At 71.1% G+C, this 22375-nt stretch carries 20 protein-coding genes and 3 pseudogenes; 9 read left to right on the forward strand and 14 right to left on the reverse strand.

All coding sequences use genetic code 11. From position 1 onward, the window contains the following. Window positions 1–149 precede the first annotated feature (149 nt). Complete coding sequence (locus OGH68_RS34005) at window positions 150–872, forward strand: hypothetical protein (RefSeq protein ID WP_264249343.1); 723 nt, start codon at window positions 150–152, stop codon at window positions 870–872. 39 nt (window positions 873–911) lie between these two features. Here OGH68_RS34005 and OGH68_RS34010 read toward each other — a convergent pair whose 3' ends face one another. After that, window positions 912–1895 carry a tetratricopeptide repeat protein gene (locus tag OGH68_RS34010; RefSeq protein WP_264249345.1) on the reverse strand — a complete coding sequence of 328 codons (984 nt, stop codon included), beginning with the start codon at window positions 1893–1895 and terminating at the stop codon, window positions 912–914. 218 nt (window positions 1896–2113) lie between these two features. On the opposite strand from OGH68_RS34010, the pseudogene OGH68_RS34015 reads away from it, so the two are divergent. Continuing rightward, window positions 2114–2221: pseudogene (locus OGH68_RS34015) on the forward strand (IS5/IS1182 family transposase); the annotation flags it as partial. Window positions 2222–2314: 93 nt separating this feature from the next. Here OGH68_RS34015 and OGH68_RS34020 read toward each other — a convergent pair. After that, window positions 2315–2647, reverse strand: coding sequence for a hypothetical protein (locus tag OGH68_RS34020; RefSeq protein ID WP_264249346.1), 333 nt, complete (start codon window positions 2645–2647; stop codon window positions 2315–2317). A 526-nt stretch (window positions 2648–3173) separates the two neighbouring features. Here OGH68_RS34020 and OGH68_RS34025 point away from each other — a divergent pair. Then, window positions 3174–4778, forward strand: a complete 1605-nt coding sequence (locus OGH68_RS34025) for an alpha/beta hydrolase (protein WP_264249347.1) — start codon at window positions 3174–3176, stop codon at window positions 4776–4778. Between the two features lie 360 nt (window positions 4779–5138). Here OGH68_RS34025 and OGH68_RS34030 read toward each other — a convergent pair whose 3' ends face one another. Then, window positions 5139–5867 carry a TetR/AcrR family transcriptional regulator gene (locus OGH68_RS34030; protein ID WP_264249348.1) on the reverse strand — a complete coding sequence of 243 codons (729 nt, stop codon included), beginning with the start codon at window positions 5865–5867 and terminating at the stop codon, window positions 5139–5141. 180 nt (window positions 5868–6047) lie between these two features. On the opposite strand from OGH68_RS34030, the gene OGH68_RS34035 reads away from it, so the two are divergent. Then, on the forward strand, window positions 6048–7652 hold the full coding sequence (locus tag OGH68_RS34035; protein WP_264250420.1) for a CocE/NonD family hydrolase: 1605 nt from the start codon (window positions 6048–6050) through the stop codon (window positions 7650–7652). 38 nt (window positions 7653–7690) lie between these two features. Here the strand turns inward: OGH68_RS34035 and OGH68_RS34040 are convergent. Further along, window positions 7691–8296: pseudogene (locus OGH68_RS34040) on the reverse strand (ATP-binding protein); the annotation flags it as partial. On the opposite strand from OGH68_RS34040, the gene OGH68_RS34045 reads away from it, so the two are divergent. Together OGH68_RS34045 and OGH68_RS34050 are read left to right on the forward strand one after the other, a co-directional pair. Beyond that, complete coding sequence (locus OGH68_RS34045; protein ID WP_264250470.1) at window positions 8216–8407, forward strand: DUF4383 domain-containing protein; 192 nt, start codon at window positions 8216–8218, stop codon at window positions 8405–8407. The pseudogene OGH68_RS34040 and the gene OGH68_RS34045 overlap by 81 nt on opposite strands. 265 nt (window positions 8408–8672) lie before the next feature. Further along, a complete protein-coding gene (locus tag OGH68_RS34050) occupies window positions 8673–8876 on the forward strand; it encodes a cold-shock protein (protein ID WP_264249349.1) in 204 nt (67 codons plus the stop codon). A gap of 605 nt (window positions 8877–9481) precedes the next feature. Here OGH68_RS34050 and OGH68_RS34055 read toward each other — a convergent pair. The 10 genes and pseudogenes from OGH68_RS34055 to OGH68_RS34100 form a co-directional block, all read right to left on the reverse strand. Next, window positions 9482–9715, reverse strand: coding sequence for a hypothetical protein (locus OGH68_RS34055; protein WP_264249350.1), 234 nt, complete (start codon window positions 9713–9715; stop codon window positions 9482–9484). A gap of 228 nt (window positions 9716–9943) precedes the next feature. Continuing rightward, entirely contained in the window at window positions 9944–10162 is a 219-nt protein-coding gene (locus tag OGH68_RS34060) for a hypothetical protein (RefSeq protein WP_264249351.1), read from the reverse strand. A gap of 129 nt (window positions 10163–10291) precedes the next feature. Then, window positions 10292–11368, reverse strand: a pseudogene (locus tag OGH68_RS34065) (GDSL-type esterase/lipase family protein). 194 nt (window positions 11369–11562) lie between these two features. After that, window positions 11563–13131, reverse strand: coding sequence for a PQQ-dependent sugar dehydrogenase (locus tag OGH68_RS34070; protein ID WP_264249352.1), 1569 nt, complete (start codon window positions 13129–13131; stop codon window positions 11563–11565). A gap of 165 nt (window positions 13132–13296) precedes the next feature. Then, window positions 13297–13962, reverse strand: a complete 666-nt coding sequence (locus OGH68_RS34075) for a lytic polysaccharide monooxygenase (protein WP_264249353.1) — start codon at window positions 13960–13962, stop codon at window positions 13297–13299. A gap of 173 nt (window positions 13963–14135) precedes the next feature. Then, complete coding sequence (locus OGH68_RS34080; protein ID WP_264249354.1) at window positions 14136–15389, reverse strand: MDR family MFS transporter; 1254 nt, start codon at window positions 15387–15389, stop codon at window positions 14136–14138. Continuing rightward, entirely contained in the window at window positions 15386–16075 is a 690-nt protein-coding gene (locus tag OGH68_RS34085; RefSeq protein WP_264249355.1) for a dipeptide/oligopeptide/nickel ABC transporter ATP-binding protein, read from the reverse strand. Before OGH68_RS34085 ends, OGH68_RS34080 begins: the two co-directional genes overlap by 4 nt. Next, complete coding sequence (locus OGH68_RS34090; protein ID WP_264249356.1) at window positions 16072–17118, reverse strand: ABC transporter ATP-binding protein; 1047 nt, start codon at window positions 17116–17118, stop codon at window positions 16072–16074. The genes OGH68_RS34085 and OGH68_RS34090 overlap by 4 nt, the downstream gene beginning before the upstream one ends. Beyond that, on the reverse strand, window positions 17108–18826 hold the full coding sequence (locus tag OGH68_RS34095) for an ABC transporter permease subunit (protein WP_264249357.1): 1719 nt from the start codon (window positions 18824–18826) through the stop codon (window positions 17108–17110). The genes OGH68_RS34090 and OGH68_RS34095 overlap by 11 nt, the downstream gene beginning before the upstream one ends. Then, window positions 18823–20316, reverse strand: coding sequence for an ABC transporter substrate-binding protein (locus OGH68_RS34100; RefSeq protein WP_264249358.1), 1494 nt, complete (start codon window positions 20314–20316; stop codon window positions 18823–18825). The genes OGH68_RS34095 and OGH68_RS34100 overlap by 4 nt, the downstream gene beginning before the upstream one ends. A 404-nt stretch (window positions 20317–20720) precedes the next feature. Here OGH68_RS34100 and OGH68_RS34105 point away from each other — a divergent pair, with 404 nt between their 5' ends. The 3 genes from OGH68_RS34105 to OGH68_RS34115 all read left to right on the forward strand — a co-directional run bounded on the left by OGH68_RS34105 (window position 20721) and on the right by OGH68_RS34115 (window position 22232). Beyond that, window positions 20721–21293: a GNAT family N-acetyltransferase gene (locus OGH68_RS34105; RefSeq protein ID WP_264249359.1), complete on the forward strand. Its 573-nt coding sequence runs from the start codon at window positions 20721–20723 to the stop codon at window positions 21291–21293. 91 nt (window positions 21294–21384) lie between these two features. Then, window positions 21385–21810: a helix-turn-helix domain-containing protein gene (locus OGH68_RS34110; protein ID WP_264249360.1), complete on the forward strand. Its 426-nt coding sequence runs from the start codon at window positions 21385–21387 to the stop codon at window positions 21808–21810. Between the two features lie 5 nt (window positions 21811–21815). Continuing rightward, the gene (locus OGH68_RS34115) at window positions 21816–22232 is read left to right on the forward strand and encodes a VOC family protein (RefSeq protein ID WP_264249361.1); all 417 of its coding nucleotides are present in this window, start codon (window positions 21816–21818) and stop codon (window positions 22230–22232) included. Window positions 22233–22375 lie beyond the last annotated feature (143 nt).

A 22375-nucleotide genomic window follows, 5' to 3' on the forward strand; every position in this document is an offset into this window, starting at 1 on the left:
CGCGGGCCCAGGCCGACCGGAAGGTCGACCACGTAGGGACCGACTGATCGTCTCCTGACGATGGTTCAGGTACTGTCCGATGAGCCGTGCAGAGGGCGTTCAATGTTGCGGAGTCATCCGCGGCAGCCTCAGGGTGGTTGAATGCGCGGGTGGTGAACTGGGCACGGATGTACGACTGCCGCGGGGACGTCGATCGTGTCCCCGAGCTCCTGGCGCGGGTCGAGCGCGGGGAGGACACAGAGGCGTGGGACGAGCTGAGTCACCGGCTTGTCCTCGAGTGCGACTTGGTGTTCCCCGCCAGTTTCGCCGCACTGCCGCGTCTGGTGCGTCTCGCGTCGCGGAGCACGCGGGCGCGTGGGCTGGCCGGGACGATCGTGCGCTGTGCAGCAGGGGGTCATGGCTGCGACGATCTGCTGGCGGGCTGTGCCGACGCGATCGCGGAGTTTCGTGACATGCTGGACCGGCACCTGCGTTCGCGGCCGGACGACTACCTCGCGACCTTCCTCGACTTGCTCGCGGTCGAGGAGCAGTACCACTGGAGTGCGGCCCTGGGGGACTTCTCCGACGACTTCTACCAGGTCGCCTGCCCTCACTGCGATGTGGAGGTGACGATCGCCATCGGCAGCTACGGGCGCTATTCAGCGATTCGGGACTGGCACCTGGGCGACGTGGACCGATGCGACCTGAGGCCGATGTCCCCCGAGGGCCTCTCCAGCACCGGTCGATGGATGCATGAGACTGCCGTCCGTGATGCGGAAGCCGCGCTCGCCGACGGGATCGCCCATCTCTTCGGCCAGGCGGAGTGCCCGCGCTGTGCCAGCGTCTTCAACATCGCGGATGAGTACGCATCTTCCAATCGCCCCGTCATGTAAGCGGTGGGTCGGGAACGCCCGGTTGGCACGACAGCCCTCTCAGTTCTTACGGATGCGGTGGGCCTTGGCAACGAGTCTTCGAGGCAGCTTCGGCCCTGCACATGCGTAGTCGATCAGCAGGTTCCGGTAGGTCGTGTTCGCGAGCTCCGGCGCCAGGGCGATCAGGGCCCTCAAGTCGTCGGACGAGCCGGAAACGCGTGTGCGGTAGGCGGCGCCCGCCGCGCGCAGGGAGACTTCGTGAGGTTCGTATTCCAGGCCCTGTTCGACGAGGCTCGCGGCTGCGGCGAAGTCGCCCTGCTCGGCACGCACGTCCGCTAGGTCCAGGTAGAGCGACCAGTTGGCGGAGTCCAGGAGCAAGGCGGATTCGAAGGCCGCAGCAGCCTGATCCAGGTCGCCCATCACGCGCCAGGTGGTCGCTCGTGCGACTGCGGTCCACATGACCCGACTGATGGCATCGGCGCGGTCGCATAGAGCGAAGGACAGTTCGTACCGGCCGCAGGCCCGTGGCAGCCGGGCCATGGCGGCCAGCGACTCCGGTTCGGGATTCCGTTCTGACACCACGTCGAGGGCATGGAACCAGGGCGCGAACCGCTCCCGCATCTCGTCGGTGTCCAGGTCGTGGCCGTAGTCCAACGTACGCAGACACGCCTCGGCCAGCGCCTCGGCACTCACCGCGTCGAGAAAGCGCGCATCGCCGAACCAGGGCGCAGCGCCCCATGCCACGTTGGGCCGCACACCGGTGACCGAACCAAGGGCCATCACCGCGTCATCCATGTTCCCTTCAAGGAACAAGAAGTACGCCTGCGCCGGCACAGCGCTCAAGGAGCCGTCCTCTTCGAGGCTCTCCTTCAGTTCCGAGTGTCGGTCCTGCCACAATTCGGCGAGGGCCGCATAGGGCTCCGGAGCCGCCGGTGCCGAGGCTATTGCCCCCACCAGAAGCTCCACCGCGCCCACCAGGCTTCCGCCGCAGTGCGCCATCACACCAGCGAGACTGACTCCCGCCGCCACTGATTGATTCGACATCGCCAGAGAATACCCGTGGCCAAAGGTTCTGTGAGCACTCCCGCCTGGACGGTGGCACCTCTGTCGGTGATCTGTCAGTTACGGCAACCCTGACGGTAACGACGGCGCGCAAAGGCGACGATCACCGCAGTCGGCGTTCAGACCAGAAGAGGGAGAGCCTTCTCTCAACGCACTGCCCGATCCTGCCGGGTTGCTGCCTCGTTAAGGCATACAGCTGACGCCGCAACCGCCGCTACCTGCGGAGACGCCAGATCGAGCACACCATCCCAGAGCCGAAGGACCAGCGGGCCAACCGCAAACGGCGCGGCAGCAAAGGCGGCCGGCCCGCCACGGGCCGCGGTCGTGGGGATCAGGCGCAGGTACGGGGCGGACGGCGGCCAGGAGCAGCCGGTCCGAAGGGCAGCCCCGGCCGCGGCGGTTCAACGAAGCAGTGCTGCACGCAGGGTGATGCCGTGCCGCGTGCGCAGCCGCCGCAGCTCCCACATCGACACGGCGGTGACGGACAGCGGCGCTCCCAGGGTGAAGGCCACCCGCACCCCGAACGGCACACTGTCGTAGGTGCCCCGGAATACGTCGAAGAGGGCGACCTCCCAAACGAGCAGCGCTGCGAGCAGCGGTGGAATCGTCTCGTGGAGGTCTGCCGTCCGGAAGGCGTGCACGAGCGACTGCGCGATGCCGTAGAGGCCGAAGGGCTCCCGCCCCCGTTTCCGCTCATCCCCCGCGTCCTTCCTGTCGCCGTGCCCATAGGCCACGAGGAGAGTACGCAGATCTCAGCGTGTGAAGGCGCCTCATTCCCGCTGCAGTTGTGCTGCGGTCGTGTGCCGGCAGCGAATGGGCCGCCACCGCTGGACCGTCGAACGGATCGCGGCTCGGCTCGCCGGCCGCCGCCGTCTCCCACCGATGTCATGAGTGGCAGAGCCGAGCACTTCCGCGCCTCCGACGCCGCCCGCTGGATCACCGGTCTCAGGTCGTCGACGCGAGCGGTGGCCCGTTCCTCGGCCCACGCGTCTGACCGACGGGGGCGACGCGACGGCCGGCCGGACAGGACTCCAGCCGCCTCAGGCTCCGGAGGCCCGCGCCGTCCTCTCGGGTCAGTCGGCAGTCGGCAGTCCGAAGCCGGCTTTCCGGCGCCTGAGGTCGGTTGTACGTTCGGGGGGCGTTGTATCGGTGGAGGGGCCACCTGGCGCACCCCGCAACTCCGCTGGTCCTGGCCGTGCCGGTTACCCCGGATGGATGTGAGACCGTGCGCCGTGGACCGGCCGGCCGGAGGCTGGGCGCATGCAGACAAGACCCGCGAGAGCCGCTGCTGCCCTGCTCTCGAGCGCCGTTCTGCTCTCCGTGTCCTTGTCCGCCTGCGGCCCGCCCGGTGAGGGCGGTTCCGGTGGCGCAGCCGAGCGCGGCGGTCCGGAGAACGACCGTGGGCGGATATGGGCGCAGTCCCTGGGCTGGAAGGACTGCCCTGCCCCGTCCCCCCTCCAGGGCGGAGGAGAGCCGCCCGAGCCGTTGCCGGACGGCACGCGATGGCAGTGCACAACCATGCACGCGCCGCTGGACTGGGACAAGCCCGGGGGCGAGACGATCGACATCGCCCTGATCCGCGCCCGCTCCAGTGCAGACGCCACGGAGCGGATCGGTTCGCTGCTGTTCAACTTCGGCGGCCCCGGGGAGTCCGGAGTCGCCACATTGCCCGCCCTCGCCACCGCTTACGAAAGGCTCCGTGACCGCTACGACCTGGTCAGTTTCGACCCGCGCGGTGTCGGCAACAGCAACGGAGTCAGGTGTCTGGACGCCGAGGCGGCGGAGGACATGTCCGAGCAGGACGACACCCCGGACGACGGCACCGACGAAGTGGAAGCCCTTCTGAAGAGCAAACAGGAGTACGCGGCGGCCTGCGAGCGGGAATCGGGCCGCCTCCTTGCGCATGTGGGCACCGAGGACGCGGCCCGCGACATGGACCTGATGCGGCACCTGCTGCGCGACGACAAGCTGCACTACTTCGGCATCTCCTACGGCACCGAACTCGGCGGCGTCTACGCTCACCTGTTCCCCCGCAAGGTAGGCCGTGCCGTCCTGGACGGTGTCGTGGACCCCACGCTCGACCAACTGGAGGAGGGGCTGGCGCAGGCCGCGGGATTCCAGCTCGCCTTCGATCACTTCGCCGCGTGGTGCGTCCGGACGGGATGCTCGGTGGGGGACAGCGCCGACGAGGTGGAGACAGTCGTCATGGAGCTGGAGGCGGAACTGGACGACCGTCCACTGGCCGTCGACGGCGACCGGATGCTCACCGGTTCCCTCCTCCTCGAGGCGGTCATCCAGGCCCTCTGCCTGGAGACGGCCTGGCCCGCCCTCGAGGTGGGGCTGGAACAGGCTGCCGACGGCAACGGCGGGACCATGCTGAACCTCGCCGACGCCTTGGGCGCCCGCCGCGGCACGGCCGACAGCAACCAGGAGGACGCCCAGACCGCCATCACCTGTGCCGACCGCAGCGACCGCTACACCGTGGACGAACTATTGGAGGCGGCCCCGCGGTTCGAAGCAGCATCACCGGTCTTCGGCGACACCATGGTGTGGGGTGCGCTGGAATGCACCGGCTGGCCGGTGCCCGGCAAGGCCGAACATCCCGACGTGCGGGCGCCCGGCGCGCCACCCGTCCTGCTCGTCGGCAACACCGGCGACCCCGCCACTCCGTACGAGGGTGCCGCCCGAATGGCCGCGCAGCTCGGCAAGGGTGTCGGCGTCGAACTCACCTACAAGGGCGAGGGCCACGGTGCCTACAACTCGGGGAACACCTGTGTCCAGGGCGTGGTCAACGCCTATCTCCTCGACGGCGAAGTCCCTGCCCCCGGGCGCGTGTGCGAGCACGAACCACTGCAGGGCAAGTGACACCCCGCCCTTCGGGAACATTTCGGGGACAGCTCAGGACGCTCGCCCCAACCACCCGGCCGTTCCAAGGCGTCCGAGGCCCACCGCTACCAGCGCCGAACTGATCAGCAGGCCAAGGGTCCGTCGACGGCGCGTTCGTCCGAGCATTCCGGAAGCGAGTTCTGAACCGCTGAATCCAGGCGGCGTCCTCGACGGCAGCCCGCCGACCGCCCTGCTGCGGTCCGCGGGCTGCCCGCGCAGGCCCCTCTCGGCAGGTGGCCGGTTGTCAGCCGCTGAAAACGGAGCCGACGGCAGCCTTCACCGTGGCCAGAGCCTCGGAGAGGTCGACGTCTATTCCGCCGGGGTGCGAGCGGGACGCGGTCACAGGTGCGTGGCATCGGTGTCGAGGCCGTCGATCAGGCGGTTGAGGAACCGCGTGAAGGTGGCTTCGGGGGTGAGGGTGCGTCCGGGGGCGGAAAGGGCTTCGGCGAGTTCCGGATGGCAGCCGTCGGCGGCGACACCGGCGAGGTAACGGGCCTCGGCTGCGGCCCGGTCCGGGAACTGTGAGACTGCGGCCTGCGCAATCTCGTGGGCGACGTGCCCGGCCACGAATGCGGTGAGCTGGGCGAAAACCTCGAGCTTCGCCGCACCGTCCAGCCCGGTGGGCCGCAGGACGGAGAGCACCCGTTCCAGGAAGGCCAGCGTGTTCGGGCCCGGAACGCGACGGGTGGACAAGGCAGCGGGCAGCCAGGGGTGGCGCAGCATGTGGGCGCGCTGCAGGTGGGCGACGCTCTTCAGATCAGCACGCCACTCGCCACTGGGTGGATCCGTGAAGGTCAGTTCGCCGCTGACGTGGTCGACCATCAGCTCCAGCAGCGTCTCCTTGTCAGGGGCGTAGCTGTAGAGCGACATGACTCCGGCTCCGACTTGAGCGGCCACACGCCGCATGGTGACCGCTTCGAGCCCTTCCGCGTCCGCCAGACTGACGGCTGCCGCGGTGATCGCCTCCCGGCTGAAGGAGGGCCTGCGGCCCCTTCGGGGCTCGGTGGGACGCAGCCAGAGCTGTTCGAAGTCGACGCCCGCCGCGCCGGCCCCCTCGTCATGAGGCACGGTCTCGTGTTCCTTCCCGTGGTTTTCGAGGCTGCTCCTGCGAAGGTCATCCAAGCATCCTCTATTCTCGTACAACGTACGTAATAGAGGAGGGGAACGATGTCATCACGCACGCCCGGCGCTGTGGTCAGGCCGGCCTGGGAGCCGCCCACCCGAAAGCCGCCGCTGTCCTCACGGATGATGAGGGCGGCCTGGCGAGGTCTGCCGGCGAAACGGCATCAGGTCGGCTGGGAGCCGGGGCTGGTGGTGCCGGCCGCCGACGGCAGCTCGTTGATCACCGATCACTACTTCCCGCGTGCGGAGGGTGACTTCCCGACTCTCATGGTCCGCTCGCCCTACGGCCGGGGCCTGCCGTGGTCGCCCCAGTACGGCCTGCTCTTCGCCGAACAGGGCTTCCACGTGATCCTCCAGAGTTGCCGCGGCACCGGCGGTTCGGGCGGGACATTCGACCTGTGGCGCAACGAGGCCGCCGACGGCCGGGCCACCTTGTCGTGGCTGCGCGAGCAACCCTGGTTCAACGGAACACTGGGGACCGTCGGCCCCAGTTACCTGGGCTACGTGCAATGGGCCCTCGCTCTTGACCCGCCGCCGGAACTGAAGGCGATGGTGGTGCAGGTGGGCCTGCACGATCCCTACGCCCTGTTCCACGCGGACGGTGCGCTGCGCCTGGAGAACGCCCTCGCCGTCGGCGTGGGCATGACCTATCAGCACCAGGGCATGGTGCCGTTCCTGAGGGCTGCGCTGCGCCTGCGGCGCCGCCTGCGCGACGTCACCACGGCGCAGCCGCTGCGCGGGGCTTACGTGTCGGCCCTCGGGGGCGAAGTGCCCTGGCTGGACGACGTGATGACACACGCGGACGCCCAGGACGCGTACTGGCACGGCGCGTCGTCGGCCGAGTCGGCGGAGCGGCTCCGTGTGCCCACGAGTCTGATCACCGGGTGGCACGACGCGCTGGCCGACCAGACCTTCGAGCAGTACGACCGGCTGCGTCGGGCCGGTTGTGAGACCGCCCTGCTCGTCGGTCCCTGGACCCACACCTCCGCCCTGCAGCAGGGATGGCCCGAGGTGTTCGCCGAAAGCCTCGCCTGGCTGCGCGCCCATCTGTGCGCCGACCCCTCCGGTTTGCGTCCCACCGAGGTGCGCGTGCACATCGGCGGCGAGAACGCCTGGCGCGACCTCGCCGACTGGCCGTCGGCCCCTGCTGCCACGTCGTGGTATCCCGTCCCGGACGGGCATCTCACCCAGCGGGCCCCCATGGACTCCGCACCCCTGACGTCGTTCCGCTATGACCCGGCCGACCCCACCCCGTCCCTCGGCGGACCGCTGCTCTCCCGCACCGCGGGTCCCCAGGACAACAGGAGCCTGGAGGCCCGGGGCGACGTCCTGATGTTCACCGGACCCCCGCTGACCGAACCCGTGGACATCCTGGGCCCGGTCTCCGCACGGCTGAGCATCTCCACGGACACCGGGCACGCGGACGTCTTCACCCGCTTGTGCGACGTGGACGCCCGAGGTCGCTCCGTCAACGTGTGCGACGGGCTGGGCCGGCTCCGGACGACGGGACAAGCGCCCTCGCAGGTCACCGTGTCGATGAGCTCCGCCGCCCATCGCTTCGCCGTCGGTCACCGCATACGTTGGCAGATCAGCGGAGGCGCCCATCCGCGCTTCGCCCGCAATCCCGGCACCGGGGACTCGCCGGTGGACGCCACCACCTTCGCACCGGTGCGCATCACGCTCCACACGGACTCGGTATTGAGCCTGCCCCACAACTCCGCGCTCACGTAGTTCTCAGCTTCCGGGGAACGGTCGACGAGCCGTGGCTGTCAGGCAGCGATCGGGATCCCCGCCGGGGCCATCCTGTCCAGTGTCTGCTCGGCCCAGATGATCTTTCCGCTGCCGCTCGGACGGGTGCCCCAGCGGTCGGTGAGCTGGGCGACCAGCAGGAGGCCACGGCCGCCCTCGTCGAAGGTGCGGGCCCGGCGCATATGGGGTGCGGTGCTGCTCGCGTCGGAGACCTCGCAGATCAGGGCCCGGTCCCGGATGAGCCTCAGTTGGATGGGGGCGCCCCCGTAGCGGATGGCGTTGGTGACCAGTTCGCTGACGACGAGTTCGGTGACGAAGGCCGCCTCGTCCAGCCCCCAGCGGGTCAGCTGCTCGGTGGCGTGTCGCCTGGCGTCCGCGACCAGCGCCGGGTCGGCGAGCAGGTCCCAGACTGCCACCTGCTCGGCGTCCAGGGCACGGGTGCGGGCCAGCAGGAGGGCAACGTCGTCGGCGGGGCGGTCGGGAAGCAGGGCGTCGATCACGGTGTCGCAAGCGCCTTCAAGGCTCGCTGCCCCGGCCGCCAGCGAGTGGCACAGCGTGGCGGTGCCCGCGTCCACATCGAGGCCGCCGGCTTCGACGAGACCGTCCGTGTAGAGGGCGAGTACGGCTTCGTTCCGCTCAACGCCGCCGACAACTGGCTGCACTTCGCCCTCGGCATCGGCATGGTCGCCCTGGGCACCCTGCTGGCCAGGCCCACGACCCGCACCCGGGTCCGCTGATCCGACGCACCGGACAGCCGCCGGTGCTGTACGCGGCGCGCTGCATTGTGGGCGCCCGGCAGCCGGCAGACCGCTCCGATGGGCGTACGCGTGACCGCCGGCGCCACCCCTGTGCCGAGCGCACTGTTCCCCGGCACCGCGTCGAGACCCCTTCGTGTCATCGCGTGGGCGTGTCTGCGTCCCCTGGGCGCGCGAAGAGAAGACGATCTCATGGCACCCGCAGGACGCGCGGGAATCGTTTTCCGTATGCATCAAGGAGATCGCCATGGCCACCGGCACCGTGAAGTGGTTCAACCCGGAGAAGGGCTTCGGCTTCATCGAGCAGGACGGCGGCGGGCCGGACGTGTTCGTCCACTACTCGGCCATTGCCAGTACCGGATTCCGCGAGCTGTTCGAGGGGCAGAAGGTCCAGTTCGACATCACGCAGGGGCCCAAGGGGCCCCAGGCTGAGAACGTCACACCCGCTTGACCCTTCCGCCGGCGTGCCGGGCGCCGGCTGCTCCTGTGCAGTGCCACCCCGCTGTTCCGTTCTCCCCGGTGGCGTGGCGGCACGCCGTCCGTGCCCCACGTGGTGGGGCGACCGCCGGTCTCCGGTCACGGTGTGACGGCGGCAGTCCATGAGCCGGCCAAGGTTCTCCCGCGAGGGCCTTGGCACATGGTGCGAGTTCTTGTGCCACCCGCTCACCGGACCGGTAGCCGGGCGCAACCGCAAGGCCCTGCGAGGAGCCGTGCTGAGAGGGTGATTGCACTACTCCAGCGCCCGGAGGACCAACTGCGCTTGAGCGGCACTCAGAGCGGCAGCGGCGACTTTCCGCTCCCTCCCCGCCGTCCGTCGCGCCACATGAACAGCGAGGCGGTCGCCTCCCGCGGGTTCGCCATAGGTGTCGATGACCAACTGTGCAGCTTCCCGCGATTCCCCGGGCCGACTCCTGATGATCTCGGACCCACTCCGACCCCTCCGAGGGATCAACACAGCGGCACGCCACCACCTTCGCTCCGCGTACCCGCTGTCCGCCGGTGCATGACCGGCTTCTTCCTGATGGGGGAGCTCGCAATGCCCGGGCGGCCGAGGTGTTACGCGTGATCCACGAGCTGGGCGAATCCCCGCTGGCGTGCGCAGTTCGCGCAGCAGAAGAACTGGCCGTCCGACTGCAGGCCGTGGCCGAGGATGCGGCATTGGCAGTTGTCGCAGACCGGTGCCATCTTCTGGGCGGCACATTCGATGCTGTCGAAGATGTGGACCGCTCCTGCGGCGTGTACCTCGAACGCCATTTCGTAGTCGTTGTTGCAGACTTCGCAGACGGCCATAACGATGAACTCCTTGTTTGCGCGGGAGGAAGAGAAAGGGACAGGTCGATGCCCCGGGAACATAGCGGGACGGGCCGGCACCTGCCGAACGGCGCGTGGCTTCGGGGCCGGGTGGAGCACGTGAGAATCACCCGCCCGGGTGCGCGTCAGGGCGGGGCCGTCCACAGGCCGCCGGGTGCTCTGCCACCGACGCCGTACGCACGGCCGTCGACGCCGTACGCACGGCCGTCACGAACCGCGCGTCCAAACATCCGGGCCGCCGCCCCGCCACTCGATCAGTTCGGTGTCCTCGGTATCCAGGTTGTCGGGATCCAGACCGGCTCGGCGCAGGAATTCCTCCAGGTCACGGAGGCTGTATGCCGTTCCCAAAGACTCACTGTCGACGTAGACCTGTCTGCCGCCCCCGGGTGAGAGAGGGTGAACGACGACAGGCGGAAGAATGGCCATGCCCCCAGGGTGCGGCGCTCCACCGGTCTCGGCACCCGGAGGCGGACCGGGGGACGGAACGGCCAAGGTGCCTTCATCACCAGCGCCACGCTGCTGACCGATCCCACCTGCCGGAGGTTCGACGACCGGTCAGGAAGCGGCGGCCCGCGCCGTACAGGTGACGGTGGCCGACGGGGTGCCGGGCGAGGCCGGGGTGGTGGCGATGAAGCCGAACGAGGCGCTCGCGCCTGGGGCGAGGGCGCCGTTCCACCCCGCGTCGGCGACGGTGGCCCTGCCGTCAGCGGTCGTGGTGAGGCTGCCGTTCCAGAACTGGGTGAGGCTTACGCCCTCGGCCGGTACGACGGTCGCGGTCCAGCCCGAGAGGGGGGACACGGATCCGTTGGTCACCGTCACCTCGCCCTGGTAGCCGCCCTGCCAAGACGAGACGGCCCGGAAAGCAGCCGTGCAGGCGGGCTCCTCACCGCCCGGGTCACCGGGGACGCCCTGGCCGAGGGCGGCGGCGAGGGCCGGATACCAGCGGGCGGCGATCTTCTCGTCACCGGAGGCGGAGAGGTGGACCCCGTCGTAGGTGTCGGTGGCGGTGCTGAAACCGGTCCACTGGTCGACCACCGTCACGGGCGAGCGGCTGGTGCTCGTCGCCCGGGCCCGGTCAGGGATCAGCGCGTTGAAGTCGACAACGCGCGGGCCGCAGCCCGTGCGGTTGGCGGGATCCATCGGGATGAGCTGCGCGACGAGGATCTTCATGTCCGGGTTCGACGCCCGCATCTGTTCGACCAGCTTGGTGTAGGCGGCGAGGATGCGGGTCGGCGCGATACTGCGCCACACGTCGTTCGTGCCGAAGTGCATGACCACGATGTCCGGCCGCGTCGCCGCGAGCCGGGCGGGAAGCAGGTTTTGATCCGCCACGTCGGTCACCAACTCACCGCCGTGGCCTCGTTGTCGCTGTCGTGCCCCTGGGCGCAGCCCTGGTGGCTGAGGGTGGCGACGAAGTCGGTGTCCGAGTGCCCGCTACTTTGCAGGCGGTTCCAGAGCAGTGCCCGCCAGCACCCCGGCGAGCCGGTGATCGAGTCACCGAGCGGCATGATGCGTACGGGGGCCGCGGCGGTGGCGGCAGCCGCGGTCGGTGGTGCGAGGGCCATGCCGAGGAAGAGCAGGAGCGTGGCCCAGAAGGACCCGCGACAACGGTAAATGCACGGTGCTGCGCATGGTGGTGGCTCCCTTCCTGAAGCGTGATGCTCAGGGTGAGCGAGTTGTGGACGGAGAGCAGGTCGGTGCCCTGGCGTGCAAGGTGAAGGGCTCAACTGTGTGCAGGCGTGCAGGCGTGCAGGCGTGCAGGCGTGTCGGTGTGCGGGCGTGCGGGCGATCGCTGCCTGAGGTGCGCGGCGAGCGGCAGGTTCGGCTCAGTGGCCGACGGCGCAGGCGTCCCCGTTGAGTGTGAACCGCGGCGGCGGGGCCGAGTCACCGGTGTGGTCGGCGAGGTAGCCGAGGGTGATGCTCGCGCCCGGCGCGAGCGCGGCGTTGTGCGAGGCGTTGGTCGCCGCGATCGTGTTGCTTCCCTGCGTCAGGTCGGTGTTCCAGTCGGAGACGACGGTCTGCCCGAGGGCCAGCGGGAACTCGAGCGTCCAGCCGTTCACCGCCGTGCTGCCGGTGTTGGTGACCGTGAGGTTCACCGTCGTGCCGGTGCCCCAGGTCTGCACGGTGCGATCCACCCGGCAGGCGGGTTCCTCCTGCTCGAACGACACGCGGTGCAGGCCGCCGGGCAGGTCGTTGACCACGTAGAACTCCCCGTCGACGGTCGTGCCGATCGACGTCACCTGGGTGGGCAGCTCCCCGATCTCGGCCTCCGAGTAGCCGCCGCTGCCGTCGGGGCGCAGTGCCCAGACCGTGGACGAGCAGTAGTCGGTGGCGATGTACGTGCCGCCGAGGAGGCCGGCGTACTTCTGCCCCCGGTAGACGTGACCGCCGATGACCGAACAGCCTCCGGTGTAGGGGGAGTACGTGAAGACCGGTTCGGTGTGGGTCTCGCCGGGCGTGCAGTGCCCGCCCTCGAACCTCTCCAGGCCCTCGTAGCAGGACCAGCCGAGGTTCAGCCCGCCCTGTCCGGGGGCGAGGTGGTCGACCTCCTCCCATCGGCCCTGGCCGACGTCGCCGATCCACATCGAGCCGTCGGCGCTGTCGAAGGAGAACCGCCACGGGTTGCGCAGTCCGTACAGCCAGATCTCCTCGCGGGCGCCGGGCGTGCCCACGAAGGGGTTGTCGCCGGGGAGGCAGTAAGGGAGCGGGGCGCAGTCGCGGTTCACGTCGATGCGCAGGACCTTGCCCAGCAGGGTGTCCAGCCGCTGCCCGGCGCGGAGGGGGTCCGCGGAGCCGCCGCCGTCGCCGATGCTCCAGTACAGGTGGCCGTCGGGACCGAAGGCGAGCTGACCGCCGTTGTGGTTGCTGTACTCCGCGTGTTCCTGGGAGAGCAGGACCTCCAGGCGGGACTCGTCGAGCCGGTAGCGGGCGAGGGTGACCGCGCCGTCGGGCAGTGCCGTGTACGCCAGGTACAGGTCCTGACTGTCGGCGAAGTCGGGCGCAAGGGCGATGCCGAGCAGGCCGCGCTCGTTGCCCGACTGGTCCACGGCCGGGGTGATGTCGATGAGTGCGGTCCCGGCCAGGCCGGTGTCCGGGTGGTAGACGCGGACGGTGCCGGGCTTCTCGGTGATGAACAGCCGGCCCGTGCCGTCGTCGGGGGCGGCGATGGCGGTGGGCCGTCTGAGCCCGGAGGCCACCTGGGTGGTGGTCGTGCTGAGGGAGGGCAGGGGGACGGGCGCGGTGCGGGCCGCCATTTCCGTCCGGGGCGGGGTGGTGTCCGCTGTTGTGTGGGAGGCCGCCGCGAAGGACGCGGCCGTGGTGGTCGGCAGCAGGGCGAGGGCGGCGGTCAGCAGGAAGGCGGACAGAAGGGGTCCTGTCCAGCGGCGTCTTGGCATGTCGGCTCCAGTAGCAAGGACCGCTTGTTCCGGTCGGTGGGCAGGTCGCCGTGTGACGGCGGGCGGTGCGTCGGCCTCGGGGCGCCGCGTTGGTGGGCCGGAGAACGGACGGGGTCCCGCCGGACGGCGCGCGGCGTCCGGCGGGACGGCTCGGTGATCGGTCGATCAGCGGAAGTTCACGTCACTGCACAGGAAGTAGGTCTGGTCCATGTGCGAGGCCTGCCAGATCGTGTAGACGACATGGCGACCGCTGTAGCCGGACGTACTGACGGGGATCGAGTAGTTCTGGCTGGGCGCGTACCTGCCGGTGCTGGCGACCAGTTGCAGGTCGCTCCAGCGCAGAGGCTGGGTGGTGGGGTCGAAACCCTGCCGGGTGACGTAGACCTGGAAGTAGTCCGCACCGTGGCTGGCCTGGTCGTACAGCTTGACCGTGAAGTCGGAGCCGACGTCCGTGGTCTTCCACGCGCCGAACGTGTCCAGCGCGTTGTAGCGACCGCCCTCGGTCCGGCCGCCGCTGCACAGCTGCCCGTCCGGGACGACGGCCTGGAAGTTGCCGCCGGAGCCGTTGCGGTAGAGGCCGTTCCAGTTCCACATGGCGTTCGGGTCGGCCTGCCAGGCCTGCCAGCACATGGGGTCCTCCTGGGCCATGGCCGGATTCTGGAAGTCGCTGCCCCAGCGCAGCCAGCAGCCGTAGTTGCGCGACGCCGGGTCGACGACCGATCCGTGGGCGACGGCGGTGCCGCTCCAGGGGATCAGGCTGAGCAGCGCCGCGACGAGGGTCGTCAGGGCGAGCGTCAGACGGCGTCTGATGGTGTGTACATGACAATTCATGATCGCCTTCTTTCCGTGGGGGAATGCCGGATTCCTGTGGGGTCCGACGGTGTGGCGGTGTTCCCGCGGATGTGTGGGAGCGCTCCCACGCCTCCAGGCTGCGCCTCGCGAAACGGAGCGGCAACGTTTGATTGCGCCACTTTCGGGCCGCGTGGCGCGAAAGTGGCGATGTGCTACGGGCGCTGGTCGTCCTGCGTGCCGAGCGGGCCCGGTGTGCGGTGCCCCTCCCGTCGTGGGACCGGGAAGCCGGCCGTGTCCGAACCGTCCGACCCGCGCGGAACGAGCGCCGCCCCCACGAGCGGTACGGCCGCCAGAGCCGCCCACGGCCAGGCGCCCTCGGCTTCGACCAGCATCCCGGCCGGGGCTCCTCCCGCCAGGACCACCACGCCGGACAGGGACGACAGCATGCCCGTGTACAGGCCGAGGCGGTGCGCGGGGACCAGGTCCGGCAGCCAGGCGCGGGTGGCAGGTACCACCAGCATCTGTCCGAGCGTCAGGAGAACGACGAAGGCCAGCGACGACCACAGGCCGCCCGCCGGCCGCAGCACACCGGCCGCTGCGAAGGACGCCGAGACGACCAGCAACCCCGTACGGACCGAGGCGCCCCAGGACAGCCGCGCCGCGGCGTACCGCTCCAGCGGGAGCTGACCGGCGACCACCAGAGCCGACGACAGGGCGAAGAGCCAGCCGAGCGCCGCCTGGGAGCCCGTCGCCCCTCCGAGTTCGGCGGGCAGCGCCAGATAGAGCTGGTTGTAGGCCAGCAGGTAGCAGGAGTACGCGAGCGTGAGGGCCAGGAACCGGCGGTGGTGCAGGGTCTCCCGCAAGCCGGGCAGCGCCGCCGCCCGGTGAGCCGTGTCCGGCTCGGGGCGCCCCGGCATCAGCCGCCAGTGCCCGGCAAGCACCAGGGTGAAGACCCCCGCCCCCGCCAGACAGGCCGCGCCGAATCCGCCGTGCAGCAGGAGGACACCCAGCACCGGGCCGATCAGCGCGCCTGCCTGACCGCCCGCGGAGAAGCGCGCGAGCAGGCGGGTGCGCGGGGTGCCGGTGGCCGTCTCGTGCCGTACCGCCTCCCGTGCGATCTCCGACTCGACGGCGGGCGAGAACAGCGCGGCGGCCAGACCCACCACCAGAACGGCGCCCGTCACGGACCACACCGAGTCGGCGACGGCCAGCCAAAGGAAGCCGGCCACCCGCAGGGCACAGCCGGTCAGCACCACCGGGCGGGGCCCGAAGCGGTCGGTGAGCGCGCCCCCCACCACGAACAGCCCCTGCTGGCTGAAGGTGCGCAGACCGAGAACGAGGCCGACCATCCAGCCCGCCAGACCGAGGCAGCCGCTCAAGTGCGCGGCGAGGTAGGGGAGTACGGCGAAGAACCCGACGTTGAAGGCGAACTGGCTGCCGATGAGGAGCCGGGCGAGAGGGCTCACACGCTGATCCGTTCGATCCGGCCCGCCCGCATCTCGGCGGTCCGGTCGGCGAAGTGCCGTACGAGCGCCATGTCGTGGCAGATGAAGAGGAACCCGAGCCCCAGCTTCTCCTGGAGGTCCGCGAGCAGGTTGAGGACCCCGGCACGGACCGAGGGGTCCAGCGCGGACACCGGCTCGTCGAGGACCAGCAGCTTCGGCTCGCTCGCCAGGGCCCGGGCGATGCCGACGCGCTGGCACTGGCCGCCGGACAGTTCGTGCGGCAGTCGTCCGCCGTGCACCCGGTCGTCGAGTCCGACCACGGCGAGCAGCTCGGCGACCCTGGCCGGACCTGTGGCACGGTCCCAGCGGCCCTGGACGCGCAGGGGTTCCGCGACGGCGTCGCGGATGCTGCGCCGCGGGCTGAGCGAACCGTACGGGTCCTGGAAGACCGGTTGCATCGCCGGACGCAGCGGCCGCAAGGCGCGCTCGTCGAGCCCGGTCAGCTCTCGGCCGTCGAACCACACCTCGCCGCCGGCGGGACGACGCAGCTGGAGCACGGCGGTGGCGGTGGACGACTTGCCGCAGCCCGACGGGCCGACGAGGGCGAGGGTCTCCCCGGCACGCAGGCCGAAGGAGACACGGTCGACGGCGACGGTCGAGCCGTACCGTACGACCAGTTCACGGACGTCCAGCAGGTCGTCGCTCATCGGTGCTCCAGAAACAGATCGGCGGCGTTCCCCGGTACCTCGTGCGGACGGTGGCAGGAGACCTGACGGCCGTCCGTGGTCTGCGGCTCCGGGCTCTCGGTGCGGCAGCGGTCCTGGGCGAGCGGGCAGCGAGGTGCGAAGGCGCACCCGGCCGGCGGGGCGCCGACCGCGGGCGGCGCGCCGGGGACGGCGGGCAGGCGGGCTCCCCGCTCGGTCGGGGTGAGCGAGGCGAGGAGCCCGGCGGTGTACGGGGCGCGCGGCCGCGCGAACACCCGGCCCACCGGGCCCGATTCCACATGCCGGCCCGCGTACATGACGAGCACCCGGTCGGCGTGCGCGCGTGCGGCCTCCAGGTCGTGGGTGACGAGGACCAGCGCCGAGCCCGCCGCCTCCCGCTGCTCGGCGAGGACGTGGAGCACTTGCGACCGCAGGTCCGGATCGAGGGCGGTGGTCGGTTCGTCGGCGACGATCAGCTCGGGGTCGTTGACCGTCGCCATGGCGATCACGGCACGCTGCCGCATCCCGCCGGACAGTTCGTGCGGATACGCGCCGGACCTGGCCGCCGGGATCCCGACGCGTTCCAGCGCCAGGGCGGCTTTCGCGCGCGCGTCCTTGCGCGACAGCCGCTGCACGGAGCGGACGGCGGCGGCCAGTTGCTCCCCGACCGGGTGCACGGGTGACAGCGCGGACAGCGCGTCCTGCGGCACGAGCGCCACGCGCCGTCCCCACAGACCCTCCGCCCGGGCGCCCACCAGCTCGTCGGAACCAGCGTCGGAACCAGCGTCGGCACCGCCGCCGGCACCACCGTCGGAACCAGCGTCGGCACCGCCGGACGTCCGCAACCGGACGCTGCCGGTCACCGTCGCGCCGCGCGGCGGCATGCCGAGCAGGGCCCGCGCGGTCAGCGACTTGCCGGCCCCGGACTCGCCGGCCAGGGCCAGGACTTCACCGGCGCGGACCTCGAAGGAAAGCCCGCGCACGGCCTCGTGGGCTCCGAAGGCGACCCGCAGGTCCCGCACACGGAGCAGCGGCTCATCCGCCATGGGGCAGGTCCTTTCCCGTCGTTCTCGTGTACGCCGACAGCGACACCGCCAGCCCCGCCAGCAACGCCAGCGCCAGCGCGGGCGCCAGCGCCGCCCACGGTGCGCGTTCCACATAGGCCCGCGACTCGTCCAGCAGGAGCCCCCACTCCGGCGCGGGCGGCTGGGCACCCAGGCCCAGGAAGCCCAGCGACGCCAGGGCCAGGGCCATGCCCGGCAGGCGCAGTACGGCGTGGCGGGCGACCGGGCCGGTGACCGACGGGAGGACGTGCCGCCACAGGATCCAGCGCGGTGTCGCACCGATCGCCTTCTGCGCGAGCAGGAAGCCTGAGGCGCGTACCTCCTGGACCAGGGCCGCCGCGTGCGCCGCCAGGGGAGGCCAGGAGATCAGGGCCACCGCGAGCGCGGCCCCGCCCGTCCCCGGGCCGAGGACCGCGGCGACGAGAATGCCGACGATCACCGGCGGCAGGGCGTTGGCGATGTCGGAGAGGCCGGACGTCATGTTCGGTACGAAGCCGAGGGCCACGGCCAGCAGCCAGCTGAGCGCGCACACGGCGACCGCCGTACCGACCGTCGCGGCCGCCCCGTGCCCCAGCCGGGCCAGCACATCACGCCCGAGGCCGTCCGCGCCCAACGGGTGCGCGAGGGACGGCGGGGCGAGACGGGCGGCCGTGTCGATCGTGTACGGGTCGCGCAGCAGCCCGTACCCGATGACGGCCACCAGGACGGCCGCGAGCGCGACCGGCACGGCCGGCGCCACCCGAACGGGCCGCGCGGCGGGCAGTGTCAGGCCCGCGTCCCGCACTGCCGGGCCCAGCAGCCGCCGACGTGCCAGCGCCGCCAGCGCGCCGACGCCCAGGCCCAGCGCGAGCAGCGCCAGCACGGACCCCTGGAGCAGGGGCAGGTCCTGCGACTTGGCCGCGCCCAGCGACGTACGCCCGATGCCCGGCACCGCGAAGACCGTCTCGACGGCGACCGCGCCGCCGGTGAGGCCGACCGCGACCATGCCGAACTGCGGTACCAGAGGCGGCAGTACGCGCCGGAGCGCGGCGAGCGCGACCCGTCCCCGTGAGACACCGGCGCCGCGCCACAGTTCCACCCACCGCTCGTCGAGCACGGCGGGCAGCGCGTCGGCCACCAGCCGCCCGAGCAGCCCTCCCGCCGGAACGCCCAGCGCGACAGCGGGCAGCACGAGATGCGCGGGCCCCTGCCAGCCGGACGTCGGCAGCCAGTCGAGCCACACGCCGACGACGATCAGTCCCACGGTGGCCAGCAAAAATTCGGGTACGGCGGCGAGCATCGCCGCGAACGCGCCGGAGGTTCCGCGCCCGCGTACGAGGACCGGCGCGGCGAGGACGACCGCGACGAGCAGGGCGACCGCGAGCGCGGCGCCCATCAGGCCCAGCGACACCTGCAGCCCGGCGGCCACGGAGGGCAGGACTTCGGTGCCGGACACCCATGAGGTGCCCAGGTCGCCCCGGAGCAGCCCGGTGGCCCAGCCGCTCAGCAGCGACAGGGGCCCAGCGTCCAGCCCGAGGTCGGCGCGGATGGCGCCCAGCGCCTCGGCCGTGGGCTCCTGTTCGGCGGACCTGGCGCGCAGCACGGTGAGTGCCGGGTCGCGGCCGGAGAGCCAGGGCAGCAGGCCGACGACCGCCAGGACGGCGGCGAGCGCGCCGGCCAGCCCGACGCCCCGCGTCAGGCCGGCCCTCACTTGACGTACGTGGCGGACGTGACGAGCAGCCGCTCGCGCGGATCGTGCTCGACGCCCACGACACCGGCGGCGTCACCCTGGACGACCCGCTCGTGGAGCATCGGGATCGCGGCGTCGGTGGCGAGTACGGCGGCCTCGGCACGCATGACCGCCGTGCGCCGTTCCGGACCCGCCTCCTTCGCGCCGGCCTCGGCCAGGGCCTTGTCGACGGCGGGGTCGGCGAGCTGAGAGATGTTGAAGGAGCCCTGGGAGCCGAAGTCGCTGTAGAGGTAGGCCACCGGGTCGCCGGAGTCGAGGACGGTCGCCCGGGACAGGATGAACGCGTCGAACTCGCCCGCCAGCGCGTCGGATTCGATGTTCGCGTACTCGCGCACCTCCAGCTCGACCTTGAACCCGGCCTTCTGGAGCTGCTGCTGGAGGGTCTGGGCGACCTCCGGCAGTTCGGCCCGGTCGGTGAACGTCCCGATGGTGACCGTGGCGCCGTCCGGGTCGCCGGCCTTGGCTCGCGCCGGTTCGGTGCGCAGGTCCGCGGCCCACGGGAGGGCGGGTCCGAGCAGACCGCGGGCCACGTCGGCCCGGCCCTCGTACACGCCCTCGACGATCGCCTCCGCGTCGATGGCCTCGCGGGCGGCGGCGCGGAGCCCGGCGTCCTCGAAGGGGCTTTTGGTGGTGTTGAGGTACAGGGTGTTGGTGCGCGGCATCGGCACCTCGGTGATCAGTTCCTGGTCGAGCAGCGCCGCCTGCGAGACGGGCACGGCCTCCACGATGTCGGCCTCGCCGCTGCGCAGCGCGGCGGCGCGGGCGGTGCCGTCCGGTACGAACGTCACGTCGATGCCGGGTGCCTTGGCCTTCGTGCCCCAGTAGCCGTCGAACCGGTCGAGGGCGGCGGAGGAGGTGCCGTTGACCTTGGTCAGCTCGAAGGCGCCGGTGCCGGTACCGACGGGGTCGACCGTCTTCCCGCGGTACGCCGCGGCGGACAGGATCGACAGCTGCGGGGAGCTGAGCCGCTGCGGGAGGAGCGGGTCCTCGGTGGCGGTGGTGACCGTGACGGTGTGCTTGCCGGAGGCCTTCACGTCGAGGTCGACGCCGTCGAGGATGCGGGGCTTCGGCGAGGCGGTGGCGGCCTCGGTCAGGGCGTTGACGACCGCCTGGCTGGTGAGCGCGCTGCCGTCGTGGAAGGTGACGCTGTCGCGGAGGGTGAAGGACCAGGTCCGTCCGCTCTGCCGCCAGGAGGTGGCCAGGGACGGCCGGGCGTCGCCGTCGGCGTCGAGGTTGACGAGGGTCTCGGCGGTGGACCAGCGCGACAGCTTGAAGGCGTCGTCCGAGAGCGGGGACAGCCCGGAGCGCGGCGGGTTCATCATCGCCACACGTATGCGCTTGCCGTCGGCGCCCGTGTCGGCCCCCGTTCCGGAGGAGGCGAAGCAGCCGGTGAGCAGTACGGACACCGAGGACAGGACAGCGATGCGGAGAGAACGGGCAGGCAGGCGCACAGGGACCTTCCGGGCGGGAGGACGGGCAACTGAGGAGAGCGTGACGCTAACACGATGACAATCATTTTCAACAATTGAATGTTGATCTTGTCATGCCGATCGACCCCGTGTCGCGGTCGCTGCTCACCGTCCCGTCGCGCCCGATGCGGGCCGATCATGCGGGAGGAAGGTCCACCGTTGTCCTGACCTTGCCCGTCTTGGCAGGTACACCGACGGGATGCCGGCCCCGACGACTCCGCCGCACCGAGCCGGCGCAGTACCTCGGGGGACGCCTTCCGCAGGCCATGTGGGTGAAGCCCGGCGGCACCGGGCGGCGGGCATCGTGGGCGGCCCTGGGGCGGCCTCTGCCGCCCCGCGGTTGCGGCGGGGCGACGTCGCCGCGTACGCCGTGACATCGTGGTGCCATGACCATCGACGTCCGCCCGGCTTCGGTCTTCGAGGATGTCCGGGCCGTTCTCGGCCCGAAGTCGCCCGGAGCCAACGTCTGCTGGTGCCTGAGCTACCGGATCCCGTCCAGGCTCAACAACGAACTGCGCGGGCCGGCCCGTGGCGAGTACGTCGCCGGGCTGTGCCGTGCGGAACCCTCTCCCGGTGTTCTCGCCTACGACGGCGACGAGCCGGTCGGGTGGGCCGCCGTGGCACCGCGCTCGGACACCTCCTTCGCGCGCAACCGCAAGATCCCGCACGTCGACGACCTGCCGGTCTGGTCGTTGTGGTGCATCCGCGTACGCCCGGGGCACCGCAAGAAGGGCATCTCGCACGCGCTCATCGCCGGCGCGGTCGAGTTCGCCCGCACCCACGGCGCCCCGGCGGTCGAGGCGTACCCCCTCGACAACGGCGACGCCAGGGTCGACCTGACGATGGCGTACGCGGGGATCCGGAAGAACTTCGAACGCGCCGGGTTCGTCCATGCCGCCGACACCACCTCGGTGCTGGCCGGCCACCCCCGGGTCCTGATGCGGCTGGACCTGCGCTGAGAGCTCGGCACTTCTCGCAGCGGCGGCTCGGTGCACCGCGGACAGCCGGTTCCCACAGCGCCGCCGTCCGGCGCTGTGGGATGGTGGTCGCGTGACGTTGGAGGACCTTGTCCGGCTGCGCCGGGCCCGTGACCTGATGGACCGCGACTACGCGAAGCCGCTCGACGTTCCGGCGCTGGCGCGCGTCGCCCTCATGTCGGCGGGCCACTTCTCGCGCAGCTTTCGCGCCGCCTTCGGGGAGACCCCGTACAGCTACTTGATGACGCGCCGGATCGAGCGGGCGAAGGCGCTGCTGCGGCGGGGCGACCTGACGGTGACGGAGGTCTGCTTCGAGGTCGGCTGTACCTCGCTGGGGTCGTTCAGCTCGCGTTTCACGGAGCTGGTCGGCGAGAGCCCGAGCGCCTACCGTGCCCGCAGCCATGAGGAGGGCGCCGCCGTCCCGGCCTGCGTCGCGAAGGTCTACACGCGACCGGTCAGGAACGGAGAAGCGAAACGCTCCTCACCGCCCCTAGCGTGACAGGCATGGACATCAACCTTTCGCAGTGCTTCATCGCCGTCGACGACCACGACAAGGCCCTCGCTTTCTACCGGGATGTCCTCGGCCTGGAGGTGCGCAACGACGTCGGGTTCGAGGGGATGCGCTGGGTGACCGTCGGCTCGCCGTCGCAGCCCGATGTGGACATCGTCCTCGAACCGCCCCTCGCGGACCCGAACGCCTCGCCCGCCGACAAGGAGGCCATGGCGGAACTCCTGGCGAAGGGCCTGCTGCGCGGTGTCATCTTCAGGACCGACGACTGCGACGCCACCTTCGAACGCATCCGCTCCGCGGGCGGCGAGGTGCTGCAGGAACCGGTCGACCAGCCCTACGGCGTCCGCGACTGCGCCTTCCGCGACCCCTCCGGCAACATGCTGCGCTTCAGCCAGGCCCGTACGCAGTGACGGCCTCCGGTCCGCGGACCCGGCCCGGCTCGGCCGGCGAGGTCCGGCAGGGGCGTCCGCCTCAGCCGCTGCGCCGTTCGGGGCAATGTGCACCCGACCTGCGTCATGGCTTCTGTCCATCCGCCTCTCCCTCGTGACGCCGC

Source organism: Streptomyces peucetius (assembly GCF_025854275.1).
GTDB lineage: Bacteria > Actinomycetota > Actinomycetes > Streptomycetales > Streptomycetaceae > Streptomyces > Streptomyces peucetius_A.

Bases quoted from the DNA above. Each gene is read 5' to 3' on its own strand.
- OGH68_RS34115 (WP_264249361.1), top strand. From the start codon at position 21,816: ATGGACATCAACCTTTCGCAGTGCTTCATCGCCGTCGACGACCACGAC.
- OGH68_RS34060 (WP_264249351.1), bottom strand. From the start codon at position 10,162: ATGGCCATTCTTCCGCCTGTCGTCGTTCACCCTCTCTCACCCGGGGGC.
- OGH68_RS34085 (WP_264249355.1), bottom strand. From the start codon at position 16,075: ATGAGCGACGACCTGCTGGACGTCCGTGAACTGGTCGTACGGTACGGC.
- OGH68_RS34010 (WP_264249345.1), bottom strand. From the start codon at position 1,895: ATGTCGAATCAATCAGTGGCGGCGGGAGTCAGTCTCGCTGGTGTGATG.
- OGH68_RS34050 (WP_264249349.1), top strand. From the start codon at position 8,673: ATGGCCACCGGCACCGTGAAGTGGTTCAACCCGGAGAAGGGCTTCGGC.
- OGH68_RS34070 (WP_264249352.1), bottom strand. From the start codon at position 13,131: ATGCCAAGACGCCGCTGGACAGGACCCCTTCTGTCCGCCTTCCTGCTG.
- OGH68_RS34105 (WP_264249359.1), top strand. From the start codon at position 20,721: ATGACCATCGACGTCCGCCCGGCTTCGGTCTTCGAGGATGTCCGGGCC.
- OGH68_RS34035 (WP_264250420.1), top strand. From the start codon at position 6,048: ATGAGGGCGGCCTGGCGAGGTCTGCCGGCGAAACGGCATCAGGTCGGC.
- OGH68_RS34090 (WP_264249356.1), bottom strand. From the start codon at position 17,118: ATGGCGGATGAGCCGCTGCTCCGTGTGCGGGACCTGCGGGTCGCCTTC.
- OGH68_RS34055 (WP_264249350.1), bottom strand. From the start codon at position 9,715: ATGGCCGTCTGCGAAGTCTGCAACAACGACTACGAAATGGCGTTCGAG.
- OGH68_RS34025 (WP_264249347.1), top strand. From the start codon at position 3,174: ATGCAGACAAGACCCGCGAGAGCCGCTGCTGCCCTGCTCTCGAGCGCC.
- OGH68_RS34075 (WP_264249353.1), bottom strand. From the start codon at position 13,962: ATGAATTGTCATGTACACACCATCAGACGCCGTCTGACGCTCGCCCTG.